This is a genomic window from Streptomyces kryoterrae, from assembly GCF_054072135.1.
Genome location: NZ_CM133358.1, coordinates 7284629 through 7304073, shown reverse-complemented (window position 1 = coordinate 7304073; position 19445 = coordinate 7284629). Strand labels below are relative to the sequence as shown.

General features: G+C 70.1%; 14 protein-coding genes and 1 tRNA gene. 7 read left to right on the top strand and 8 right to left on the bottom strand.

Annotated features, from left to right (window positions below; genetic code table 11):
- Positions 1-182: 182 nt before the first annotated feature.
- Positions 183-3191: a transposase gene (locus tag ACW4TU_RS32435; RefSeq protein WP_457418970.1), complete on the bottom strand. Its 3009-nt coding sequence runs from the start codon at positions 3189-3191 to the stop codon at positions 183-185.
- 334 nt (positions 3192-3525) lie between these two features.
- Here ACW4TU_RS32435 and ACW4TU_RS32430 point away from each other — a divergent pair, with 334 nt between their 5' ends.
- Both ACW4TU_RS32430 and ACW4TU_RS32425 read left to right on the top strand, forming a co-directional pair.
- The gene (locus ACW4TU_RS32430; protein ID WP_457418968.1) at positions 3526-4488 is read left to right on the top strand and encodes a ketopantoate reductase family protein; all 963 of its coding nucleotides are present in this window, start codon (positions 3526-3528) and stop codon (positions 4486-4488) included.
- 109 nt (positions 4489-4597) lie between these two features.
- Positions 4598-4945, top strand: a complete 348-nt coding sequence (locus ACW4TU_RS32425; RefSeq protein WP_457418966.1) for a hypothetical protein — start codon at positions 4598-4600, stop codon at positions 4943-4945.
- A gap of 13 nt (positions 4946-4958) precedes the next feature.
- Here ACW4TU_RS32425 and ACW4TU_RS32420 read toward each other — a convergent pair whose 3' ends face one another.
- Positions 4959-6524 carry a serine/threonine-protein kinase gene (locus tag ACW4TU_RS32420; protein WP_457418964.1) on the bottom strand — a complete coding sequence of 522 codons (1566 nt, stop codon included), beginning with the start codon at positions 6522-6524 and terminating at the stop codon, positions 4959-4961.
- 337 nt (positions 6525-6861) lie between these two features.
- Here ACW4TU_RS32420 and ACW4TU_RS32415 point away from each other — a divergent pair, with 337 nt between their 5' ends.
- Positions 6862-7404, top strand: a complete 543-nt coding sequence (locus ACW4TU_RS32415; RefSeq protein WP_457418962.1) for a hypothetical protein — start codon at positions 6862-6864, stop codon at positions 7402-7404.
- Positions 7405-7517: 113 nt separating this feature from the next.
- Here ACW4TU_RS32415 and ACW4TU_RS32410 read toward each other — a convergent pair.
- Positions 7518-7592 (bottom strand) — tRNA-Val (locus tag ACW4TU_RS32410).
- A gap of 221 nt (positions 7593-7813) precedes the next feature.
- Here ACW4TU_RS32410 and ACW4TU_RS32405 point away from each other — a divergent pair.
- Positions 7814-8605 (top strand): DUF4097 family beta strand repeat-containing protein, encoded by a 792-nt coding sequence (locus ACW4TU_RS32405; protein ID WP_457418960.1) that lies wholly within the window; start codon positions 7814-7816, stop codon positions 8603-8605.
- 133 nt (positions 8606-8738) lie between these two features.
- Entirely contained in the window at positions 8739-10169 is a 1431-nt protein-coding gene (locus ACW4TU_RS32400) for a hypothetical protein (protein WP_457418958.1), read from the top strand.
- 30 nt (positions 10170-10199) lie between these two features.
- Here ACW4TU_RS32400 and ACW4TU_RS32395 read toward each other — a convergent pair whose 3' ends face one another.
- The 3 genes from ACW4TU_RS32395 to ACW4TU_RS32385 form a co-directional block, all read right to left on the bottom strand.
- Positions 10200-11393, bottom strand: a complete 1194-nt coding sequence (locus ACW4TU_RS32395) for an amidase domain-containing protein (protein ID WP_457418956.1) — start codon at positions 11391-11393, stop codon at positions 10200-10202.
- A gap of 144 nt (positions 11394-11537) precedes the next feature.
- On the bottom strand, positions 11538-12833 hold the full coding sequence (locus tag ACW4TU_RS32390; RefSeq protein ID WP_457418954.1) for a polysaccharide deacetylase family protein: 1296 nt from the start codon (positions 12831-12833) through the stop codon (positions 11538-11540).
- Between the two features lie 41 nt (positions 12834-12874).
- Positions 12875-14851, bottom strand: a complete 1977-nt coding sequence (locus tag ACW4TU_RS32385) for a transglycosylase domain-containing protein (RefSeq protein WP_457430435.1) — start codon at positions 14849-14851, stop codon at positions 12875-12877.
- Positions 14852-15192: 341 nt separating this feature from the next.
- On the opposite strand from ACW4TU_RS32385, the gene ACW4TU_RS32380 reads away from it, so the two are divergent.
- Complete coding sequence (locus ACW4TU_RS32380) at positions 15193-15417, top strand: FmdB family zinc ribbon protein (RefSeq protein WP_360800904.1); 225 nt, start codon at positions 15193-15195, stop codon at positions 15415-15417.
- A gap of 70 nt (positions 15418-15487) precedes the next feature.
- Complete coding sequence (locus ACW4TU_RS32375) at positions 15488-16240, top strand: DedA family protein (protein ID WP_457418952.1); 753 nt, start codon at positions 15488-15490, stop codon at positions 16238-16240.
- Here the strand turns inward: ACW4TU_RS32375 and ACW4TU_RS32370 are convergent.
- Together ACW4TU_RS32370 and ACW4TU_RS32365 are read right to left on the bottom strand one after the other, a co-directional pair.
- A complete protein-coding gene (locus ACW4TU_RS32370) occupies positions 16131-16973 on the bottom strand; it encodes an HAD family hydrolase (protein ID WP_457418950.1) in 843 nt (280 codons plus the stop codon). The genes ACW4TU_RS32375 and ACW4TU_RS32370 overlap by 110 nt on opposite strands.
- Entirely contained in the window at positions 16970-19426 is a 2457-nt protein-coding gene (locus ACW4TU_RS32365; RefSeq protein WP_457418948.1) for a phosphoribosyltransferase, read from the bottom strand. Before ACW4TU_RS32365 ends, ACW4TU_RS32370 begins: the two co-directional genes overlap by 4 nt.
- Positions 19427-19445 lie beyond the last annotated feature (19 nt).

The following is a 19445-nucleotide window of genomic DNA, read 5'->3' as shown; positions in this document are numbered from 1 at the left end:
GCGTATCGCGATCGCGATAGCTGTCCCGACGATAATTCCAGGGATGACCAGGATGCCGAGTGCCACTTTTGGCACCGCAAGATGAGCCAGATAGAGGCTGCTCACGCTTGTGAGGGAAGCGATGAGAGGCCCGACGCGGTCAGGCTTGCGATCAGGAGAGCGCATTTATGTTGCCTCCGATTTCAGTTCCATGCGTAGCCCCACATTCCACCTCCACATCCGCCGGCGAAAGCCAATCCGGACGCGCCCCAGGCGAATTCTCCAGTCCACCATCCCCACGCCGCTACTGGCGCGGCCGCACTGCTGCCCCACACTGTGCAGGCTCTGACGTAGTGATTGCGCGACACGCGGCCGCCCCAGTGCGCAATCCCATAATAGGCGTGACGCACAAACCGGTGATGGCTCACCCAGTGACTGATCCGTCGGTGCACACGGTGCCAATAGTGGTGCCCCCACCACCAGCGTCCGTCGAGGTCGTAGTGGTTGAGCGGGTCTCCGTTGCCGTAGTCGTAGGCGCTGCCGCCGGGGACGGGGTCGACGGACAGGAAGCGTCCGGTGGTGGGGTCGTAGAGGCGGACGCCCATGAGGGTCACGCCGTTGGGGGTTTCGGTGGAGCGTTGTTTGCCGCCGAGCCAGCCGTAGCGGGTTGGGTCGGTGCCGGGTAGGAGGTTGCCGTATTCGTCGTAGGTGTTGACCACCGGGGTGGTGTTGTCCACGAGTGGGATCTGGGTGGTGATGTCGCCGTGGAGGTTGGCGAGTTGCAGGACCGCGTCACCGGTCGCGCTGGTGGTGGCGATCAGGCTGCCGGTCAGGTCCTCCAGGCTTCGGCTGACGGCGCCGTTGCTCTGTGCGGTCCAGTCCGGACTGTCGCCGTCGCCCCCGTAGTGGCTGGTCTGGGTGGTGTCCGTGCTCCAGGTAGCGTCCTCGGCCTGCTTTTCGGTGGTGGAGGAGGCGAGTCGACCGGACGCGTCCAGGTTCCAGGTCGTGCGCCTGGAGTTGGCTGTGATCTGGCGGGCGAGGTCGTTGGCGTAGTAGGCGTTCTGGGCGCCGTTGGCCTGTGCGGTGGTGCGGCCGAAGGCGTCGTAGACGGTGCCGGTGGCGATCAGCCGGTCGGCGCTGTCGTAGGTGGAGTTGACGGTGTTGGTGGTGGGGGCGCCTCCGTCGACGTCGTCGACCGTGGTGGTCAGCGAGTTGCGGTTGGTGTTGTCGTCGAACGCGTAGGCCCGATGGGTGGTGACGCCGGCTTCGGAGTCGTCGACCTTGGTCAGGCGGCCCGCAGCGTCGTAGCTGTAGTCCTGGTAGGCGCCGCCGCTGGTGTAGACGGTGCGGCTGACGACCTGGTCGTGGATGTTCTCACTGGTGGATTCGCCCTGGACGGTCCAGCCGGATTCCCAGTGCCAGTAGCGGGATGTTTCATTGCCGGTGGGGTCGAGGTCGAACTCGACGTTCATGTTCCACGGCAGCACCTCCTTGTACAGGCGGCCGTCGGAGTCGTAGGAGCCGGTGACGTCACCGATGGTGCCCATCACCGAGTCGTGGATTCGGCTGGGCAGGCCGGCGGGGTTGTCGTAGTCGTAGGTGACGGTCGACGGCGCCGAGTCGGTGACCCGGATCCTGCGGTCGCGGTTGTCGTACTCGGTGTGCGTGACGTTGCCCGCGCCGTCGTCGTAGGCGATCTCCCGGCCGAGTTGGTCGGTGGTGTGGGTGACGGTGGCGGTGCCGTTGGAGACGGTTGCCACGTCACCGCTCGTCGAGTCGTAGGTGGTGGTCTGGGCCGGAACCGCGGTGCCGACTCCGCCAGTGATCTGGGTCTGCTTCAAGCGGCCTGCGGCATCGTAGGTGCTGGTCGTGGTGCGGGTGACGCTGTTGGCTGTCTCGGTGACCTTGGCGGGGTTGCCCCAGCGGTCGTACTCCATGGTCTTGACCGGCAGTTCGGTGGGGTTGGAGCCGCCCCCGGTGATCGCGGCGGCCGGCCCCGTGGAGCAGACGAGGTCCGCCCATTCCGGGCGCCCGGCGCATGTGCCGGTTCCGGTGGCTGACCAGTAACTGGTCACCGTGGCCCCGGCGTCGGTTCCGGTGGACTTGGGCAGCGTGGATTTGATCGTCCGGCCCTGGGCGTCGTAGCTGGTGGTCTTGGTCAGCTTCAGCCCGTTCGGGTCGGTGACGACGCTGGTGGGCAAGCCCTTGACCCAGTCGTAGGCGGTAGCAGTGGTGAGCACGTCACCGTCCGTCGGGTAGCCGTCGATCGTGGCGCCCACCTTGGTGGTGGTCACCTGGTCGGTCACCGTGGCGGTGCCGTCGGTGGGGCGGCCTTCGTCGTAGCTGTTGACGGTGTGCTCACGCGCCGCGACCTGGACTCCGGCCGGAAGGTCGGGGCTGTCCGCGTCGCCGGTGAGGGCCTTGGTGAGGGTGACCAGGTGCAGTGGCCCGAACTCCTCCAGCTGCCGCTTGCCGTCGGTCGAGTAGACCGAGACGGTGCCCAGCTGGCGGGCCCGCTCAGATGTGGAGTCGGACAGGATGCCGAGTTCGCTCTGTGTGTTGACCTGGTAGTCCGCGCTGCCCAGGGCCAGTTCACGGTTGGTTGCGGTCAGGTCGAAGACGGTGTTGCCGAACCGGTCGTACTGCTTGGTGGTCAGATGCCGGCCTGGCAGGCCGGTGTTGACCTCGCGACCGGAGGCATCGGTGTAGGTGACGGTCGCCTTGTCGTAATCGGCCGCGCCCAGATCGCTTCCAGTATGGGAGGAGGGAACCTGGTCGGCGGGGAAAATGGCAGCGGCGTCCGTGGGTGCGTCCGTCTGGCCCCACGTGGTGGCGTCGCCGGGCGAGACCTGGTTGGGGGCCTTGTCGCCGGACAGCGGCACGTCGTAGACGACGGAGGTCGTAGCCTTGCCGCCGTCCTGCTCGTCGATCACGCCGGCCGTCGGCTCCGCGTCCCGCCCTTCTCTCCAGCGGATCCTCGATCGCAGCCGGTCGTGGAACTCCTTGACCAGCACGTGGTCGCGCCGGCGGTGGAAGAACACGTAGACGCGGTCCCACGGCGGGAAGTCGGCGGGCATGGCCCGCCACTTGATGCCGTTGTCGACCAGGTAGCGAATCGCGTCCAGGATCGCCCAGTGGCAGTACGCCTCCGGCTGCCCTCCCAGGCCGCGCAGCAGCCGGGCATCAGCAGCCGCGGGCGGACCACGGCCCACTCCGCGTCCGTCATGTCCGAGGGATAACGCCGAACACGTTCTGGGTGATCGGCCGCGTTTCCGAACCGGTGAGCGACACAATCACACGTCGGTGCAGTCGAATTGAACTCCACCGGCGTGAGCACGTACAACTGCGACACCAGGGTCCCTCCCGGACCTCGGTTGGCTTCGCAACCCCGAGCTACCGAGAGGCCCTGCGTTCATGCCTGCAGCCGACGGCGACCACCCGGCCGAGACTCCCGTTCTGCACGCACCCCTCAAGATCGGAACGACAACAGCTACTCAGCGAAGCGGCCACCTGTCAGGGGCCGACCGAGGAGAGGTTCGATCAGCCATGCGGACGGACACACCCACAGGCGTACGCCCGGACACGCTCACCTTTGCCGTACTCGGCCCCGGAGGCGTCGGCGGCCTCCTCGCCGCCCTGCTCTCCCGCGCCGGCCACCGCGTGCTCTGCCTGGCCGGGGACGACACCGCGCGGACGCTGCGCGAGGGCGGAATCCACGTCCGCAGCGGCCGGTTCGGCGAGTTCACGGCGAAGGTGGACGCGGCGAGCGAGCTGCCGGAGGCATCGGGCCCCGCCGGCACGATGGACGCCGTCAACGCCGTCGACGCCGTTCTCGTCGCCGTCAAGCACACGAACCTCGACGCGGCCCTGGCCCGCGTCCCGGCGAAGGCGCTGGGCGACGCCCTGGTCGTACCGTTCCTGAACGGCGTCGAACACCCGGCCGCACTGCGCGCCCGCTACGGCGCCGACCGCGTCGCCCCGGCCGTGATCCGCGTCGAGTCGACCCGTACGGCACCCGGCGTGATCGAACACGCGAGCCCCTTCGTGGAGATCGACCTGGCCGGCGACCCGGTTCCGCGCGAGCGTCTCGACGCGCTGGCCGCCGCCTTCACGGCCGCCGGACCGGCCACCCGCGTCCTGCCCGACGAGGTGGCGGCACTGTGGGCGAAGATGTCGTTCCTCGCCCCCTTCGCCCTGCTGACCACCCTGTTCGGGCTCCCGCTGGGCGACGTCCGCACCCGCCACCGCGACGAGTTGACCGCCCTGGTCGAGGAGACGGCGGCGGTGAGCCTGGCCTGCGGCGGACCGGCGGACCCCGCCCAGGCTCTGGCCCGCTACGACACCTTCCCCGCGGCCACCAGGTCGTCGATGCAGCGCGACGCCGAGGCGGGCCGCCCGCTGGAGCTGGACGCGATCGGCGGAGCCCTGCTGCGCGCGGCCGAACGGCACGGTGTGGACGTACCGGTGGCCACGCGGGTGGTGCGGGAGCTGGCGGCCGGGGGCCGCTGACCGCGCGCTCACCGGCAGAGTCCGGCACAGTCACTCGTTCGCGTGAAGACAGGGAGGAAGTCCCCGGAGGAACTCGCATCCCAAAATCGAACAGGCGTACCATTACCGCGTGGCGACGACCTATGACTTCCCGAGTGACCTCCTGGCCGGTCAGGAGGAGCTGCATCAGGTCCGGGCCGAGCTGTCCGCCCTTCTGAAGCGGCTCCCCTGGTCGGTCGAGCCGCTGGACGGTTTCAGTGACACCGGCGGCTGGCGCAAGGTGGAGCGCCCCGCGTCACCGGGCTGGTCCGCCGACGAACAGGCCGAGGTGGAGAAGCTGCGGCGGCGGGAGCACGAGCTCGCGGTGTTCGTGAGCGGCCACCGCTTCTGGGCCGAGGTCACGGGAGCGGACCGGGTGGACGCGCGTACGCGGCTCAAGCACGCGCACGAAGACACGGACGAGGAGCTTGAGGCCTAAGGCGACCCGGGGGTCAGGACGTGGAGGTGACGCGGAAACCTTCCCGCACCCGGTCGAAGACCGGCCGGTAGGTGTCCCACTGCGCCTCGGGCGCCGAGACATAGATGTCGTACTCCCGGCCGCCCTCCTGCCCGAAGCCGAGGTTGACGGCGTGGAAGACACGCGCCCGGCCCTCGATGGTGAACTGCCAGATGGCGGCTTTCTGGCCCCGGTACGTCGTGCGCTGCATGTAGAGCTTGCGGTACTTGTCCCCGGGGTAGTTGAGCTTCGTGTTCGCCTCGATGTCCTTGAAGTGCGCCAAGGTGTCGCCGGCCGGGTCCACCATGCCGATGCTGAGGCTGACCAGGCGGGTCTCGTCGATATAGACGACCCCGTCGGACTTCCGTCTGCTCAGCTTCCAGCCGTCCGGCACCGGGAAGGCGACGCCGAGCGCCTTCTCCGTGACCAGGTGGTAGCCGTCGGGGACGGGCGAGGGCGCGTAGGTCGTCGGAGTGGGACTCGTCCCAGAGCCCGCGCTCCGCGTGTCCTCGCCGGACGAGTTCACGTAGTAGAGGCCGCCCGCGGTGCCCCCGGCGACCAGGATCACCGCGAGCGCGCTCCAGAGGACGGTACGACGCCCACGCCCGCCGCGAGACGGTACGGGAGCCGTCTTCCCCGTGCCGGTCCGCCTCCGCGTGCCGCCGGTACGGTCGGGATCCGGCGCCCGTCCCCGTGTCGCCGTCGGAACGGACGCCGTCCACGCGCGCGGCTCCGTGTCCTCGGTCACCGCCCGCAGCGCCAGTTCCGCCTCCTCCGCCGAGGGCCGCTCGGCGGGGTCCTTGGCCAGCAGGGCCGTGATCAGCGGCTCCAGCGGGCCGGCCTGCTTCATCGGCTCCAGGGGCGCGGTGACGATGGAGTACGCCGTCTCGACGGGCGTGAGCCTGCGGAACGGCGGCTGCCCCTCCACCGCCTGGTAGAGGGTCGCGCCGAGCGCCCAGAGGTCGGAGGCGGGGCCGGGGGTGTCGCCCTGGATGCGCTCCGGTGCCATGAAGTCGATGGAGCCGACGATCTCGCCGGTCCGGGTGAGGGTGCTGGTGCCGGTCGCCGTGGCGATGCCGAAGTCGGTGAGGACGACCCGGCCGCCCTCGGTGAGCAGGACGTTGCCCGGCTTGACGTCACGGTGCAGTACGCCGGCCTCGTGGGCGGCCCGCAGTGCCCCGACCATGCCCCGGCCGACACGGGCGGCCTCCACGGGAGAAACGGTTCCGCCGCTCTTGAGCAGGGCGCCCAGCGTGGTGGAGGGCACGTACTCCATGACGATGCACGGCAGCCCGTCGTCCTCGACGACGTCATGGACGACGACCACGTTCGGGTGCGCGATCCGGGCCGCGCTCTGCGCCTCGCGGCGGGTGCGCTCGTACATCAGGGCCAGTTCGTCGTCGGCGAACCGCGAGTCCTCGTGCAGACGCTTGAGCGCGACCCGACGGTTGAGCATCTCGTCGGCGGCCAGCCAGACCGTGCCCATACCGCCGCGGCCGATCTGCTCGGTCAGCCGGTACCGCCCGGCGATGAGCCGTCCCTCGTCCGACACGTGCGACACGTCCGACCTCTCTGCTCCCACCGGCACTGCCGCTCACGATATCCGGCACGCGTAAGAGGCCGATCCGAAGGTCGCGCTCACCACGCTTCACCCCTCGTCACCTTGCGGACGCCTTGTGGGCTCCGGCCAGGCCGGATCACTCAACCGCAGGGAGTCCGTTTCCCCCCTCGTCCGTCAGTGCGGCGCGTACGTTCCGCCGAAGGCCCGCCACCGCGCGGGCCCTCGGCATCCCACCCCCACCGCATCGGGTCACAGAAGCGCAGAGTTGTCCCATCGTCTTCACACGCCTCATGTGTCGCCTAGATTCTCCCCACGCGAATCACGCCAAGGGGGACATATGAGCCAGCAACACCCACAACAGCCCGGATGGGGCACACCACAACAGGGACCAGGCTGGGGCGCACCCCCACCACCGCCGGAGAAGAAGTCCTCGTTCGGCAAGATCCTCGGCTTCGGATGCCTCGGCATTGTCGCCCTCTTGGTCATCGTCGGCGTCTTCGGAGCGGCACTCGGCGGCGGCAGCTCCAGCGACAACAGCAGCAAGGACAAGGCCGTCTCCGCTGAGGCCGGGAAGCCCGCGAAGGAATCGGTCGCGCAGAAGTCCCAAGCCGCGCAGTTCAAGGACTGCGTCGCCAAGTCCGGCACGGCCACCGAGAAGACGGCCGTCAAGCACGTCACCAAGGTGACCGGCGTCGACAAGAGCAACGACATCCTGGACGCGGCCGAGGTGTTCACCGACTACAGCGGCGGCCTCCTCGGCACGCACGGCTCGGACGGGAAGCTGATCGCGTCCGCCTTCGCATCCTGCTACGAGTCGAAGAACGGCCTGGTGACCGTGTACGACAAGGACGGCGAGATCCTCTCCAACGGCAACTACTGACCTACCGCCGACCGGCCCGGCTCACGCGAGCGCGTGACGGGCTTTCGCACGCCCGGTCGCAGGAGAGGCCTCCCAGGGATTCCCCGGGAGGCCTCTGATCTGCTAACTAGCCCTGGTGGGCGCGGACGGTTTCGAACCGCCGACATCCGCCTTGTAAGGGCGGCGCTCTACCACTGAGCTACGCGCCCAGGACGAGTGGTCAGCCTACATTGCCCGGGGCACTGCCTCGCAAACCCGTATCCGCCCCGGAGATCACCGGCTCCGGATTCGGGGGTTTTCCCCACCCTGGATCGGGGAGCGTCCCGGATGCCCCGGCCGACGCCGGCTCCGTACGGTCGAAGAGTGTCGCAGGGCCGGCTCCACCGATCGCCGATCACCGGTCCCGTGTCGCCTCAGGGGGAGTAGGACCATGGCCCGATCAGCGTCAGTATCAGCATTTCCGCGCACCCGTGTCATCGCTGTCACGGGTGTGGTCGTCGCTCTCGTCGCCACCGCGTCGGCCTGTGCCTCCGCCGGGGACGACAAGGATCCGGAGCACCGGTCCTTCGCGATGCGGGGGCGCACGCTCACCGTCGACTCGAACGAGTCAGGGCTCGACATCGTCGCCTCGGACTCGAACAAGTCGGGCCGGATCGAGGTCACGCGCTGGTTCCAGGGGTCCGTCACCATGGGCAAGGATCCCAAGGTGACCTGGTCCATGGAGGACGACCGGCTCAAGCTGCGCGTGAAGTGCTCGGGCGTGGTCGCCGACTGTGCCGCCAAGCACCGGATCGAGGTACCGCGCGGTGTCTCCGTCGTCGTACGGACCGGGGACGGGAGCGTCACCGCGCGCGGCTTCGACCAGGCCCTCGACATTCGCTCCGAGGACGGCTCCGTCACCGTCGAGGACTCCACCGGCCCGCTGAAGCTGCACACCGACGACGGTTCGATCCGCGCCCTCGGTGTGCGCTCCCAGCAGGTGCGGGCGCACTCCCAGGACGGCTCGGTGCGGCTCGAACTCGCCTCCGTGCCGGACCTGGTCGAGTCGAGCAGCGACGACGGCTCACTCACGATCGAGCTGCCCCGGGAGACGTACCGCGTGACGGCGGACTCCGACGACGGGTCCGTGAAGGTGTCCGTGCCGCGCGCCGACCGCAGTAAGCATGTGGTGTCGGCGAAGACGCAGGACGGGAGCATACGGGTGCGGGTCGCCGGGGAGTGAGCCTCGCGGTGGCCCGGTGTGCGATCCGGCGGGTGACCGGGTACGCGCAGCGCGAACCGACCGGGCCGTGTGTTCGTCCTCTACCGGTGGGAGAATGAACCGGGCAGGGCAGATCACAGCACGGGAGAGGGAAGTGACGGCGACCAATTCTGAGCCGTACACGCCGAATGCGCCGCGCGCGCACCAGCCACCTCGCCGTTCGCCGCACCGCCCACCCGAGACCTCTCGCACGGGCGTGCGCGCCGCGGCCCGGGACGCGCTGACGCTCGTACTGCTCCCGTTGCCGCTGCTCCTCGCCCTGCCCGCCGCCTTCGCCGGTGGCGGTACGCGGCGGTGGTTCGGTGGGCGGGCCGAGAGCCAGCGTGCCGAGGCGCAGGCCGCGAAGGACGCCGCCGCTGCCGCCTTCTACGAACTGGACACCGCCCAGCGGGATCTGCGGATCTCGATAGAGACCATCAAGGCTGTCGACGACACCCCCGCCGCCCGGCGGGCGGTCGCCGACTTCGAGGGGCTCGGGCGTCGGATCGACGAGGCCAGCGGCCAGTACATCACCGCCATCGACGCCCACGACCTCGAACGCGACGACCTGGAGGCCTCGGCCGCCACCCACGCCCGCTCCGAGCTGACCCGGGCCAAGGAGGAGCTGGGGCGGGTCAAGCAGGACCTGGACCGCTTCGCGGCGGGGCTCGGGCCGCTGCTTGGCAAGGCCGAGACGCAGTTGGCCCGGCTCGCGCCCTCCGTGGAGCGCGCCCGCCAGTCGCTGCTGGCCGCGTCGAACGCCCTGGACGCGGTACGGGGATCGGGGCTGCGGGCGGACGACCTGGCCGCCCGGCTCGCCGCCCTCGGGCCCGAGCTGACCCGGCTCAACCAGGGCGCCGGGCAGCACGGCGTGCCGGAGACACTGGAGCGGGCCGACCGGGTCGCGCGTGAGGCGGAGGCGGTGCGGGCGGAGGCGGCGCGGCTGCCCGAGCGGGCCGCGGAGATCGATCACCGGCTGGTGTCACTGCGTACCCGCGCCGAGGCGCTGACCACCCGGTCCGGGCAGGTGGAGCCGCTGCTGAGCGAGCTGCGCCGACGGTTCTCGGCGGCGTGCTGGCAGGATCTGCAGCACGTACCGGAGCAGGCGGGCGACCATGTGCGGCAGGCCGAGGCCAAGCTCAAGGAGGCGCAGGCCGCCCGGGACGCCCAGCGCTGGCCGGATGCGACGGCGCTGCTGTCGGCGGTGCGGGCGCTGCTGAACACCACCGACGAGGCGGTGTCGGCGGCCGGGGACCGGCTGCGGCGGCTGAACGCGGTACAGAAGGACCCGCGGGGCGAGATCGACCGGACGCGTTTCGCGATCCGGGACGCGCAGCGGCTGGCCATGTCGGGGCGCAACACCCCGGACCCGCGGGACGCTCGTCCGCTGGACGAGTCGGTGGCCCGGCTGGACCGTGCGATCGCCGGACTGGAGGGCCGCCATCCCGACTACTGGCATTTCCTGACGGAGGCGGAGGCGGTACGGCACACGGTGGCCGGTGTGGTCACCCGTATCCGCGAGGAGCGCGGCATGACCGCGCACTGAGCGCGCATCCCTCCGGCGGGTCCGGGGCGATCAGGTGCGGTAGGCGTAGTAGTAGGCGTTCGGTTCCGAGGCAATGATGCTCGCCACCGACCTGCGGTAGGTGTTGGCGGAGTGGTACGTCAGGTACGGCACGCCCTGGGCGCTGCGGTACGTGACGATCATCGTGTGGTCCTTGGACCCGTCCTTGTTGAAGTCCATCTGGAGCACGTCACCGACGTCGAGCTGGTAGACGTAGGCGAGGCTCGTGGTGCGCTTGGAGTTCTGGGCGAACCAGGACCACTCGTTGACGCCGACGAAGGAGTCCGACTGGATGTCGGCGTTGCCGAACCAGCGGGTGTAGTCGTAGACGTAGCCGGAGACGTGCTTCCAGCCGCCGGCCTTCAGGGACTGGCTGACGAAGTTGGTGCAGTCGCCGCCGGCGCCGTGCCCGTTGAAGTTCGGGTAGGCCTTGTTGTAGGTGCTCCAGTACTTCTCCGCGTACGTGGCCATGGCCTTGTAGTCGAAGGCGCCGGTGGTGAGGTTCTTGGCCTTGGCCGGTGCCGTGCGAGTGGTGGCGGCGCGGGGGGCGTTGGGCGTGGTGCCGGCGGCCACCCTGGCGACGCGGGCGGCGGCGGACGGCTCGGCCGGTTGGTTGACAGCGATGTCGGCGGCCAGGTCGGTGTTCCGGATGCCCGTCAGCTGCCAGTGGCCGCGCGCGTCGGCGGTGAACGTCAGCGCGTGGTGGGCCTGGAACCCGGTGGTCCCCGGCTCGTCGCCGCGGACCTTCTGGTAGGTCAGGGTCGTGGTCTCGGTGACCGCGACCTCGGCCTTGGCGCCCCGGAGGCGGGTGCTGTCCAGGGTGACGACGGTGTTGGCCTTGCTGTACTTCTCGCCGAGCGCCGCGAGGCGGTCCTTGCGGCGGTCCAGCGAGGTCAGTGCGGCGTTCTCGCTGCGGGTCAGTGCGGCGGACAGCTTGACATCACCGGAGAAGCCGTGGGTCAGTGGCTTCTTCCGGTCGCCCTGCGCGCCGTCGACCAGCGCGTCCGTGCGGTCGGTGAGGACCGCGTCGGCCAGGCGCTGGAAGGTGGCCCTGGTCTGCTGGTCCACGATCGGGGCGGCGGAGCGCGCGGTCGCCGCGCTCGCGCTTGCGGCCGGCAGCAGTGCCGCTCCCGCGGCGACCGAGGCTGCGGCCGCGACGACTATGGCGGCGCGACCGCGCGTACGGCCGATGTTCCTTGACTTCACGAATGTTTCCCCTCTTGCCCCGGCGATGGGGGATGCCGGGTTGTGGAATTTTTGCATGCCATGTGGAGCCCCCGTGAACGGGGATACCCTTTGCCGACAAGGAAATTGACGGACCGTCACATATTGGTCGTCACATACCGGCTGTCACTTCACGACCGTCGACCAGTCCGGCGACTGTGCCGGGTCCAGGCCGCGCAGCCGCTCCAGCGTCGCCGGGGTCTGCACGTCGAGCCAGTCGGCGAGTTCCTTGAAGGAGACGCACTTGACGTCCTTTTTCGTGCACATGGTCGCCACGACCTCGTCGACGGCCTTCATGTAGATGCCGCCGTTCCAGTCCTCGAAGTGGTTGCCGATGAACAGCGGGGCGCGGCTGCCGTAGTACACCCGGTCGAAGCCGGCCATGTATGAGGCGACGGTCTCCTGCTGCCACTGCGGGTAGTTGGCCGCGGCCCCGTCGGTCTCTCCCTCGGACTGGTTGTAGAGGAAGTTGAAGTCCATGGAGAGGCCCTGGTAGTCGCCGCCCTCGTACGGAAGCATCTGCAGCGGGAAGTCCCAGATGCCCTTCTTCTTCGTCGGCCAGATCTGGAAGTCGCCCGCGGAACTCGCGTCGTAGCGCCAGCCGTAGCTCTCCGCGGCCTTCAACAGGTTCGCCTGGCCCTCCAGACAGGGGGCACGACCGCCGGTGACCTCCTTCTTGATGTCGAACGGCAGCGGGTCCAGGTCGGTGTAGCCGGTGTTGGTCTTCCACTTCTGCACGAAGTCGAAGAACTGGTCGATCTCGCTCTTCCACTCGGCGACGCTCCAGTCGCCGCCGCCCTTCTCGCCGCAGAAGTGGCCGTTGAAGTGGGTGCCGATCTCGTTGCCCTCCTGCCACGCCTTGCCGAGCTCCTCGAGGGTGGTGCGGATGTGCTCGTCGGTGGCGTAGCTGATCGCCGCCGACCCCTCGGGGTGCTGCGGGGGCTTGTAGAGGTTCGCCTTGCTCTTGGGCAGCAGGTAGATGCCCGTGAGGAAGTACGTCATATGGGCGTTGTACTTCGCGGACAACTCCCGGTAGTGCGCGAAGAGTTCGTCGTCGCCGGCCAATGCGCCGTCCCAGGAGAAGACGACGAACTGGGGCGGTTTCTCACCGGGCTTGAGCGGTACCGGCTTCAACCGGCCCTGCTGCGGGCCGGTGTACGAGGTGGAGCCGTCCCCCAGGACCTTGGTCCTGCCGTCCCAGTTCGGTTCGCCGGTGGCCTGCGCGGGGGCTTTCACGGTTCCCCCGGACCCCACGGAGGCTGTCGGCGCGGTGCGGTCGGCGCGGCCCAGCGTCAGGTATCCGGCGGTCGCGGACGCCATGGTCAGGGACGCGACGACGAGGTACGCCGCGATCCGCGGGCGGCGGCTGACGGGGGGAGTCGTTGCCGGGGCCTTGCGACGGCGGCCCGACGCTTGTCTCATGTGCTGCTCATTTCGAGGGGGGTGGGGGCCCCGTCCGGTGGTCAGCCGAGCGGGCTCATGGCACCCGACCAGATGCCGTACGGAACGCTGTCGTCGGCGGTGCCTGCGAGGCCCTTCAACGGCAGCGGTTCGAGGCTCTTGGCCAGGTCGATGCGGTAGACGACGACAGCCGTGGACACGAACCTGTTCGTGCCGACGAACCAGGAGGCGGTGTCGTCCGGGGTGGTCCCCGCCTTGCCGGCCACCTTCCCGTCGGCGGACGCGGCCGCGACGGGGTGGGCGGTGCTGAAGGCGTCGGTGAGCGCCGAGGTGACCTCCTCGGCCACGTCGGCGCCGATCGCGCGGGTCAGGGTGGGGGTGTCCAGGGTGATGCCGGCTCCGTTGCGGGTGATCCTGCGCACCGAGTAGGGCTCGGTGCGCCTGCCGCCGGCGATGAACGTGGTGTAGCCGCCGGCCATCCGGATCGCGCTGGGCGTGGAGGTACCCGTCGACAGGGTGGGCACCTGTGCCCCGATGCTGGCGGGCAGCAGGCCGGCGGCCTCGGCGGTCGCGCGGACGTTGTCCAGGCCGGTGTCCATGCCGAGCTGCATGAACGGCGTGTTCACCGACAGCTGCAGCGCCCGGTGCAGGGAGATCTGTCCGTAGGACAGGTCACCGTCGTTGCTGGCGGCCACCTTCTTGCCGCTGCGGTCCCAGTAGGGGCCCTCGGGCGTGGTCACCGGCACGTCGTCGTTGCCGTTGTACAAGGTCTCCCCCGTGACACGTGTCGCCTCGTCGTCGCGGCTCTCGTGGACGCCGTGCTCCAGGCCGGCGGCGTAGACGAACGGCAGGAAGGCCGAACCGGCGGGGACGGTGGTGGAGTTGGACTCGTTGTAACCCTGCGTACGGTGGTCGGGGCCGCCGTAGACGGCGAGGATCCGGCCGTCGGCGGTCACCGAGGCGGCGCCGTAGTGCGCGGTCTTCGCGGCCTTCGGATCGTCCTTCAGCGCCTGCTTGCGGGCCTTGGCCACGGCATCGGCGAGCTTGCGCTCCCGGGTGCGGTCGAACGTCGTGTAGACCTGGTAGCCGCCGAGGTCGAAGTCCTTGTCGGAGATCCCCCCGGCCTTCTTGGCGTACTGCGAGGCCACCTCCACCAGATAGTCGGTCTGCTCACCGGTGTCGTACAGCGGGCTGCTCTTCAGCGGCTCGGGGAACTTCGTGTACGTGGCCCGCTCGGCCTTCGTCAGCCTGCCGATGTCGACCATCCGGTCGAGGGTCCAGGACCAGCGCTCCACGGCGCGGGCACGGTTCGCGCTGCTCAGGGTCGGGTCGTACAGGCCCGCGCCCTTGAGGAGGGAGGCGAGGAACGCGCCCTCGCCGGCGTCGAGTTCGCTGACGTCCTTGCCGTAGTAGGCCTGGGCGGCACGCTGGATGCCGTAGCAGCCGCGACCGAACCAGCTGGTGTTGAGATAGCCCTCGAGGATGTCGTCCTTGCTCATCCGGTTGTCGAGCTTGAGGGAGATCATCGCCTCGGTGAACTTGCGGCTGATCGTCTGGTTCTGGTTGAGATAGACGTTTTTGACGTACTGCTGGGTGATGGTGGATCCACCCTGGGTGTCGCCCTGGCCGAGGGTACGGAAAAGGGCGCGACTGATGCCCTTGACGGAAATGCCGGAATCGCTGTAGAAACTCGCGTTCTCGGCAGCGAGCACCGCCCAGCGGACGTCCTCCGGAATCTCCTCCAGCGGCATCGCCTGCCGCTGCACCCAGCCGGTGCGGGCCATGGGCGTCCCGTCGGCCCAGAAGTACACGTTGTCCTGCTGGGTGGCGTACGTGTTGAGGTTGTCGGGGATGCCGGTGGCCGCGTAGGCGATGCCCAGGAGCAGGCAGCTCAGCCCCATGGTGGCCAGCACGCCCCCCAGCCACTGGCGCCAGGAGGGTATCCAGCGCCGCCAGCCGAGGCGGCCGGGCCGCGGGTACCTCGGCGCGTGGGACGCGGCGAAGGCGCCGACACGGGCCCGGAGCAGCGGAAGGGAAATTCGGCGCGCTTTACGTGCTAATCGGGCTTTACGCCTGTTTCCCGGTGCGATGGTTGCCGGCACCACGGTTCCCGGCGCGGGCGATCCCCTCCCGTCGTCGGGAATATCCAGATCCGATATCCGCAAATGCAGAGTGGCGTCCGATTCATCCGGTTCCTGGGTCACGACACACCCCTCCGCACTCCGTGCAATCCCTGAATTCCCCGACCTCACGGCTCATCGCGGCATACACAAATTACCAGCGACCTTCGCAGCTTCTCCACATGGGGAATGAACAGTAAGGATCGCCATCGAAACCGCCGGCCTCCGCACGGCGAGCAATTGGGGACTAATCTGTCCGCATGCCTCGCTACGAGTACCGCTGCCGCACGTGCGGCGACACCTTCGAACTGAGCCGCCCGATGGCCGAGTCGGCCGCCCCCGCGGACTGTCCCGCCGGTCATGACGACACCGTGAAGCTGCTGTCGACGGTCGCCGTCGGCGGCTCGGCGTCCGCACCGGCGTCGGCGCCGCGCGCGAGCGGCGGGGGCGGGGGCGGTTGCTGCGGTGGGGGCTGCTGCGGCTGAGGGCCCCCACCGCGGGGCGGTCCAGGGGTTCTTCAGGCTGGGTTCAGGTGGGGTTTCCTAGCGTGGCCGTATGACAGCCACGACGGCCGCACCCGCATGGGTCACCGACCTCATGGACACACTGGGCGCCCCCGGCGCGGGCCTCGCCATCGCGCTGGAGAACCTCTTCCCGCCGCTGCCGAGCGAGGTGATCCTGCCGCTCGCCGGTTTCGCGGCGAGCACCGGACAGATGAGCCTGCCGGCCGCGCTGCTCTGGACCACGGCCGGCTCGGTCGTCGGCGCGCTCGCCCTGTACGGGGTCGGCGCGCTGCTCGGCCGTGACCGCACCGTCGCGCTCGCCGGCCGGCTGCCGCTGGTCAGGGTGGCGGACATCGAGAAGACCGAGGCGTGGTTTCTGCGGCACGGCACGAAGGCGGTGTTCTTCGGGCGGATGATCCCCGTCTTCCGCAGCCTGATCTCCGTGCCGGCCGGCGTCGAACGCATGCCCCTGCCCGTATTCCTCGGCCTGACCACCCTCGGCAGCGCCCTGTGGAACACCGCCTTCGTGTGCGCGGGCTATCTGCTGGGCGACAACTGGGCCGAGGTCACGACCGTCGTCTCCGCGTACTCGAAGGTGGTGCTCGCCGGAGCGGCGGTGGCGGTGGTCGCCTTCGTCGCCGTACGGGTCGTACGGCGACGGGCGCGGGGACGGCGACGGGAAACCCCGGAGACCCCTAGCGGGCCCCCGGAGTCCCCCACGTCTCGCGTGCCTCTCTCGTCTCCCGCAGGAACTCGCGCAGGATCCGCTCCCCCGCCGCGACCCCCCGTTCGGGAAGGGCGTTGACCGTGTCGGCCGTCCACTCGGTCTCCGCCAGTTCGCCGTGGCCGGGGCGCCAGCCCCGGTCGGCGGCGAGGAGGAGGTCTGCGTCGAGGAGAGAGTCACCGGCGGCGAGAGTGAGCGTCGCGCCGGTGCGGCGGGCGACCTCGCGCATGGCCGCGCTCTTGGTGAGCGGCTTCGGCACCGCGTAGATCTTGCGGCCCTGGAGGGAGACCGTCCAGCCGCGGGCCTCCGCCCAGACGGCGAGCTCCTTCACCCACTCCTCGGGGAGCAGTTCGCGCTCGACGACGAGGTAGGCGAAGAAGTCCTCGGCGATACGGTGCTTGCGCACCCAGAGCGGATCGGCGGTGGCCGCGAGATGGTCCCGGACCTCGTCCAGGGACGCGCACTCGTCCGCGAGCCGTGCCTGCACCCCGTCGTGCCAGTCCTGGTCGGCGACACCGTCGACGAGGATGTGACCGCCGTTCGCGCAGATCGCGTACTTCGGCGCCGGGCCCGGCAGGTTGATGCGCAGGTACTGCTTGCGGGTCCGGGTGGTCGTCGGCACGAAGACGGCGGCGTCGCCGAGTTCGGTGAGCAGTCCGGCGGCCACCTCCGTCATGTACGACAGCGGCCGGGTCTCGTGCACCTCGACGCAGAGCAGCCGGGGCGCGCGGGCGTCCGGCATGGTCAGCGCGAGGGCCGCGGCGGAGTAGATCAGCGTACGGTCGAGATCGCTGGCGACCAGGACGGGGCTCATACCGACACCGCCTTGCCGTCGGCGCCGGTCGCGCCCCGCGTGTACTTGGGGTGGATCAACCCCACGCAGGTGTACGGGAGTTCGGCGACCTCCTCGACGGGTACGCCCCGCTGCTCGGCGAGCAGGCGTACGTGGTCGAGGTCGGCGCCCGCTCCGGCGCGGGCCAGGATCTTCCAGGGGACGCGGCGCAGCAGCACCCGGGTGGTCTCGCCGACGCCGGGCTTGACGAGGTTCACGTCGTGGATCTCGTACTCCTCGCTGATCCGCTCGACTGCCGCCCAGCCCTCCCACGTCGGGGAACGGTCGGCGGCGAGCAGCTCCTTGACCGTGGTGTCGACGGCGTCCGCGACCTCGGGGAAGCGGGCGGCGACGGCGTCGAGGAAGTCCACCGAGACGTCGGCGCCGGCGAGTTCGCGGTAGAACTTGGCGCCGTGGAAGTCGTTCGGGCCGACCAGGTCGGTGCGCAGGACGGTCCTCGAAATCAGGCCGGACACCGTGGAGTTGAGGCAGGCGGAGGGGATGAGGAAGTCCTCGCGGGTGCCGTACGTACGGACACAGGAGCCCGGGTCGGCCAGGACCGCGATCTCCGGGTCGAAGCCGGCGATGCCGTCGGAGACTTCGAACTCCTTGATGGCGTCGGCGAGTTCGCGGGTGATGGCGCCCTTGCCGGTCCAGCCGTCGACGAACACGACGTCGGCGGGGTCGTGGTGGGCGGCCAGCCAGCGCAGCGCGTTGGCGTCGATGCCCCGGCCCCGGACGATCGACACGGCGTAGTGGGGCAGTTCGAGCCCGTGGCGGTGCTTGGCCCAGCGGCGCATCAGCGCCCCGACCGGCGTCCCGGCGCGGGCCAGCGACACCAGCACCGGACGCGGCGAGCGTTCGGTGAGCACCAACTCCGTTACGGCGCCCACGGCTTGGGCGATACGGGCGGCGGAGGTGTCGAGGGCCGCACGGAACAGCTCCTGGTACTGGTCGCTGGGCTGGTACTCGACCGGCAGCGACTCGGCGTAGTGGGCGCCGCCCGCCTGGATCGCCTCCTCGCGCTCCTCGGTGGGCGCCTCCAGGCTGACGTCCGAGAGATCCCGCAGCAGCCAGCCGACCTCGTCCGGTGGATACGAGGAGAACGCGGGACCGCGGAGGGGCTCGGGCAGCATGCGGGGCCTTTCGGGTACGTGCGAAGGTGCGGGTACGTAACTGGGGACGACGGCGAGGACGACGTTCGGCGTGTGCGCGGCGAGCGTGGCCAACAGGCCGTCGGGGGCGTGCAGTTCGGGCGTGTCGGCGGCGGAGTCCACGACCGCGACAACGGCGTCGAAGCCGGCGCCGGCCACGTTGTAGACGTAGCGCTCGCCGGGCCCGTCGGCCGGGTAGTCGTGGGCCGGGAAGACGAGGCGGCTGCGGATCGCGTACCCCGGGTCGTCCACGGCGAGGACGGGTGACCGGGTGGTCGTCGAGGAACGGACCTCGGCGCCCTCCAGGACCTGTTCCAGCTCGCGGGCGAGGCGCAGCGGGGCGTACATCAGCTCCTCGAAGCCGAGGACGAGCACGCGCCGGGCCGTGTCGGGCAGCGCGTCGGCGACCCGGGCGGCCATGGCGGGCAGCGCGCCCTCCAGCCGTATTCGGTGCCCGGGCGTGAACCCGTGCCGTCCGCCGTCGGGCAGCCGGGCGGGCCAGCGCAGCTCGACGCGGGACACGCTCCCGCCGGCGGCACGCGGCTGGACGGGCGGTACGGCACCCTCGTACCGCTCGACGAGCTCCTGGCCCTTCGCCAGCACGCCCTCCGGCAGGCGAACCGTTCCGTCGGCCGTGGTGACCAGGTCGACGCGGGCGCCGATCTCGTCGGCGAACACGTCCAGGCGGCCGGCGTCGGCGGCGGAGCGCATGTCGACGAGCGCGACGATGACGTACCGCTCGCGCGGATAGCGCTCGTGCAGGGCGCGGATGGTGTTGAGGACGGTGTTGCCGGTGGAGAACTCGTCGTCGACGAGGACCAGGGGGCCGGGGCCGGCCAGCAGCGCGGGGTTCTCCGGGAGGAGAAGGTGGGAGGTGGCGTGCGAGTGGGACTCCTCGAAGCCGCCCGCCCGCTCGACTCCGTCGACCGGGCGCCGGGTGGAGTGGAGGTACGGCGCGAGGCCCACGCCGTCGGCGACGCAGTGGCCGAGCCCGGTGGCCGTCTCGGCGTACCCGAGGACGACGGCGCGCCGGGACTCGTCGGCGCCCAGCAGCTCGCGCACCCGCTTGCCGAGGGCGAAGCCGTGGCCGTAGACGACTGCGGGCGACTGCGGGACGTGCTTGCCGAGCACGTTCGACACCAGCAGGTGCGCCCGCTTGGGGTTGCGGCGCAGGGCGAGACCGAGCAGCTCGCGCAGGTCGTCACCGCCGACCAGCTCGACCCCGAGCCGCTCGGCGACCCAGGTGCCGGACCAGACCCCGTTGTGCACAGCGTTGTTCATGAATCCCTATGTCTGTTCG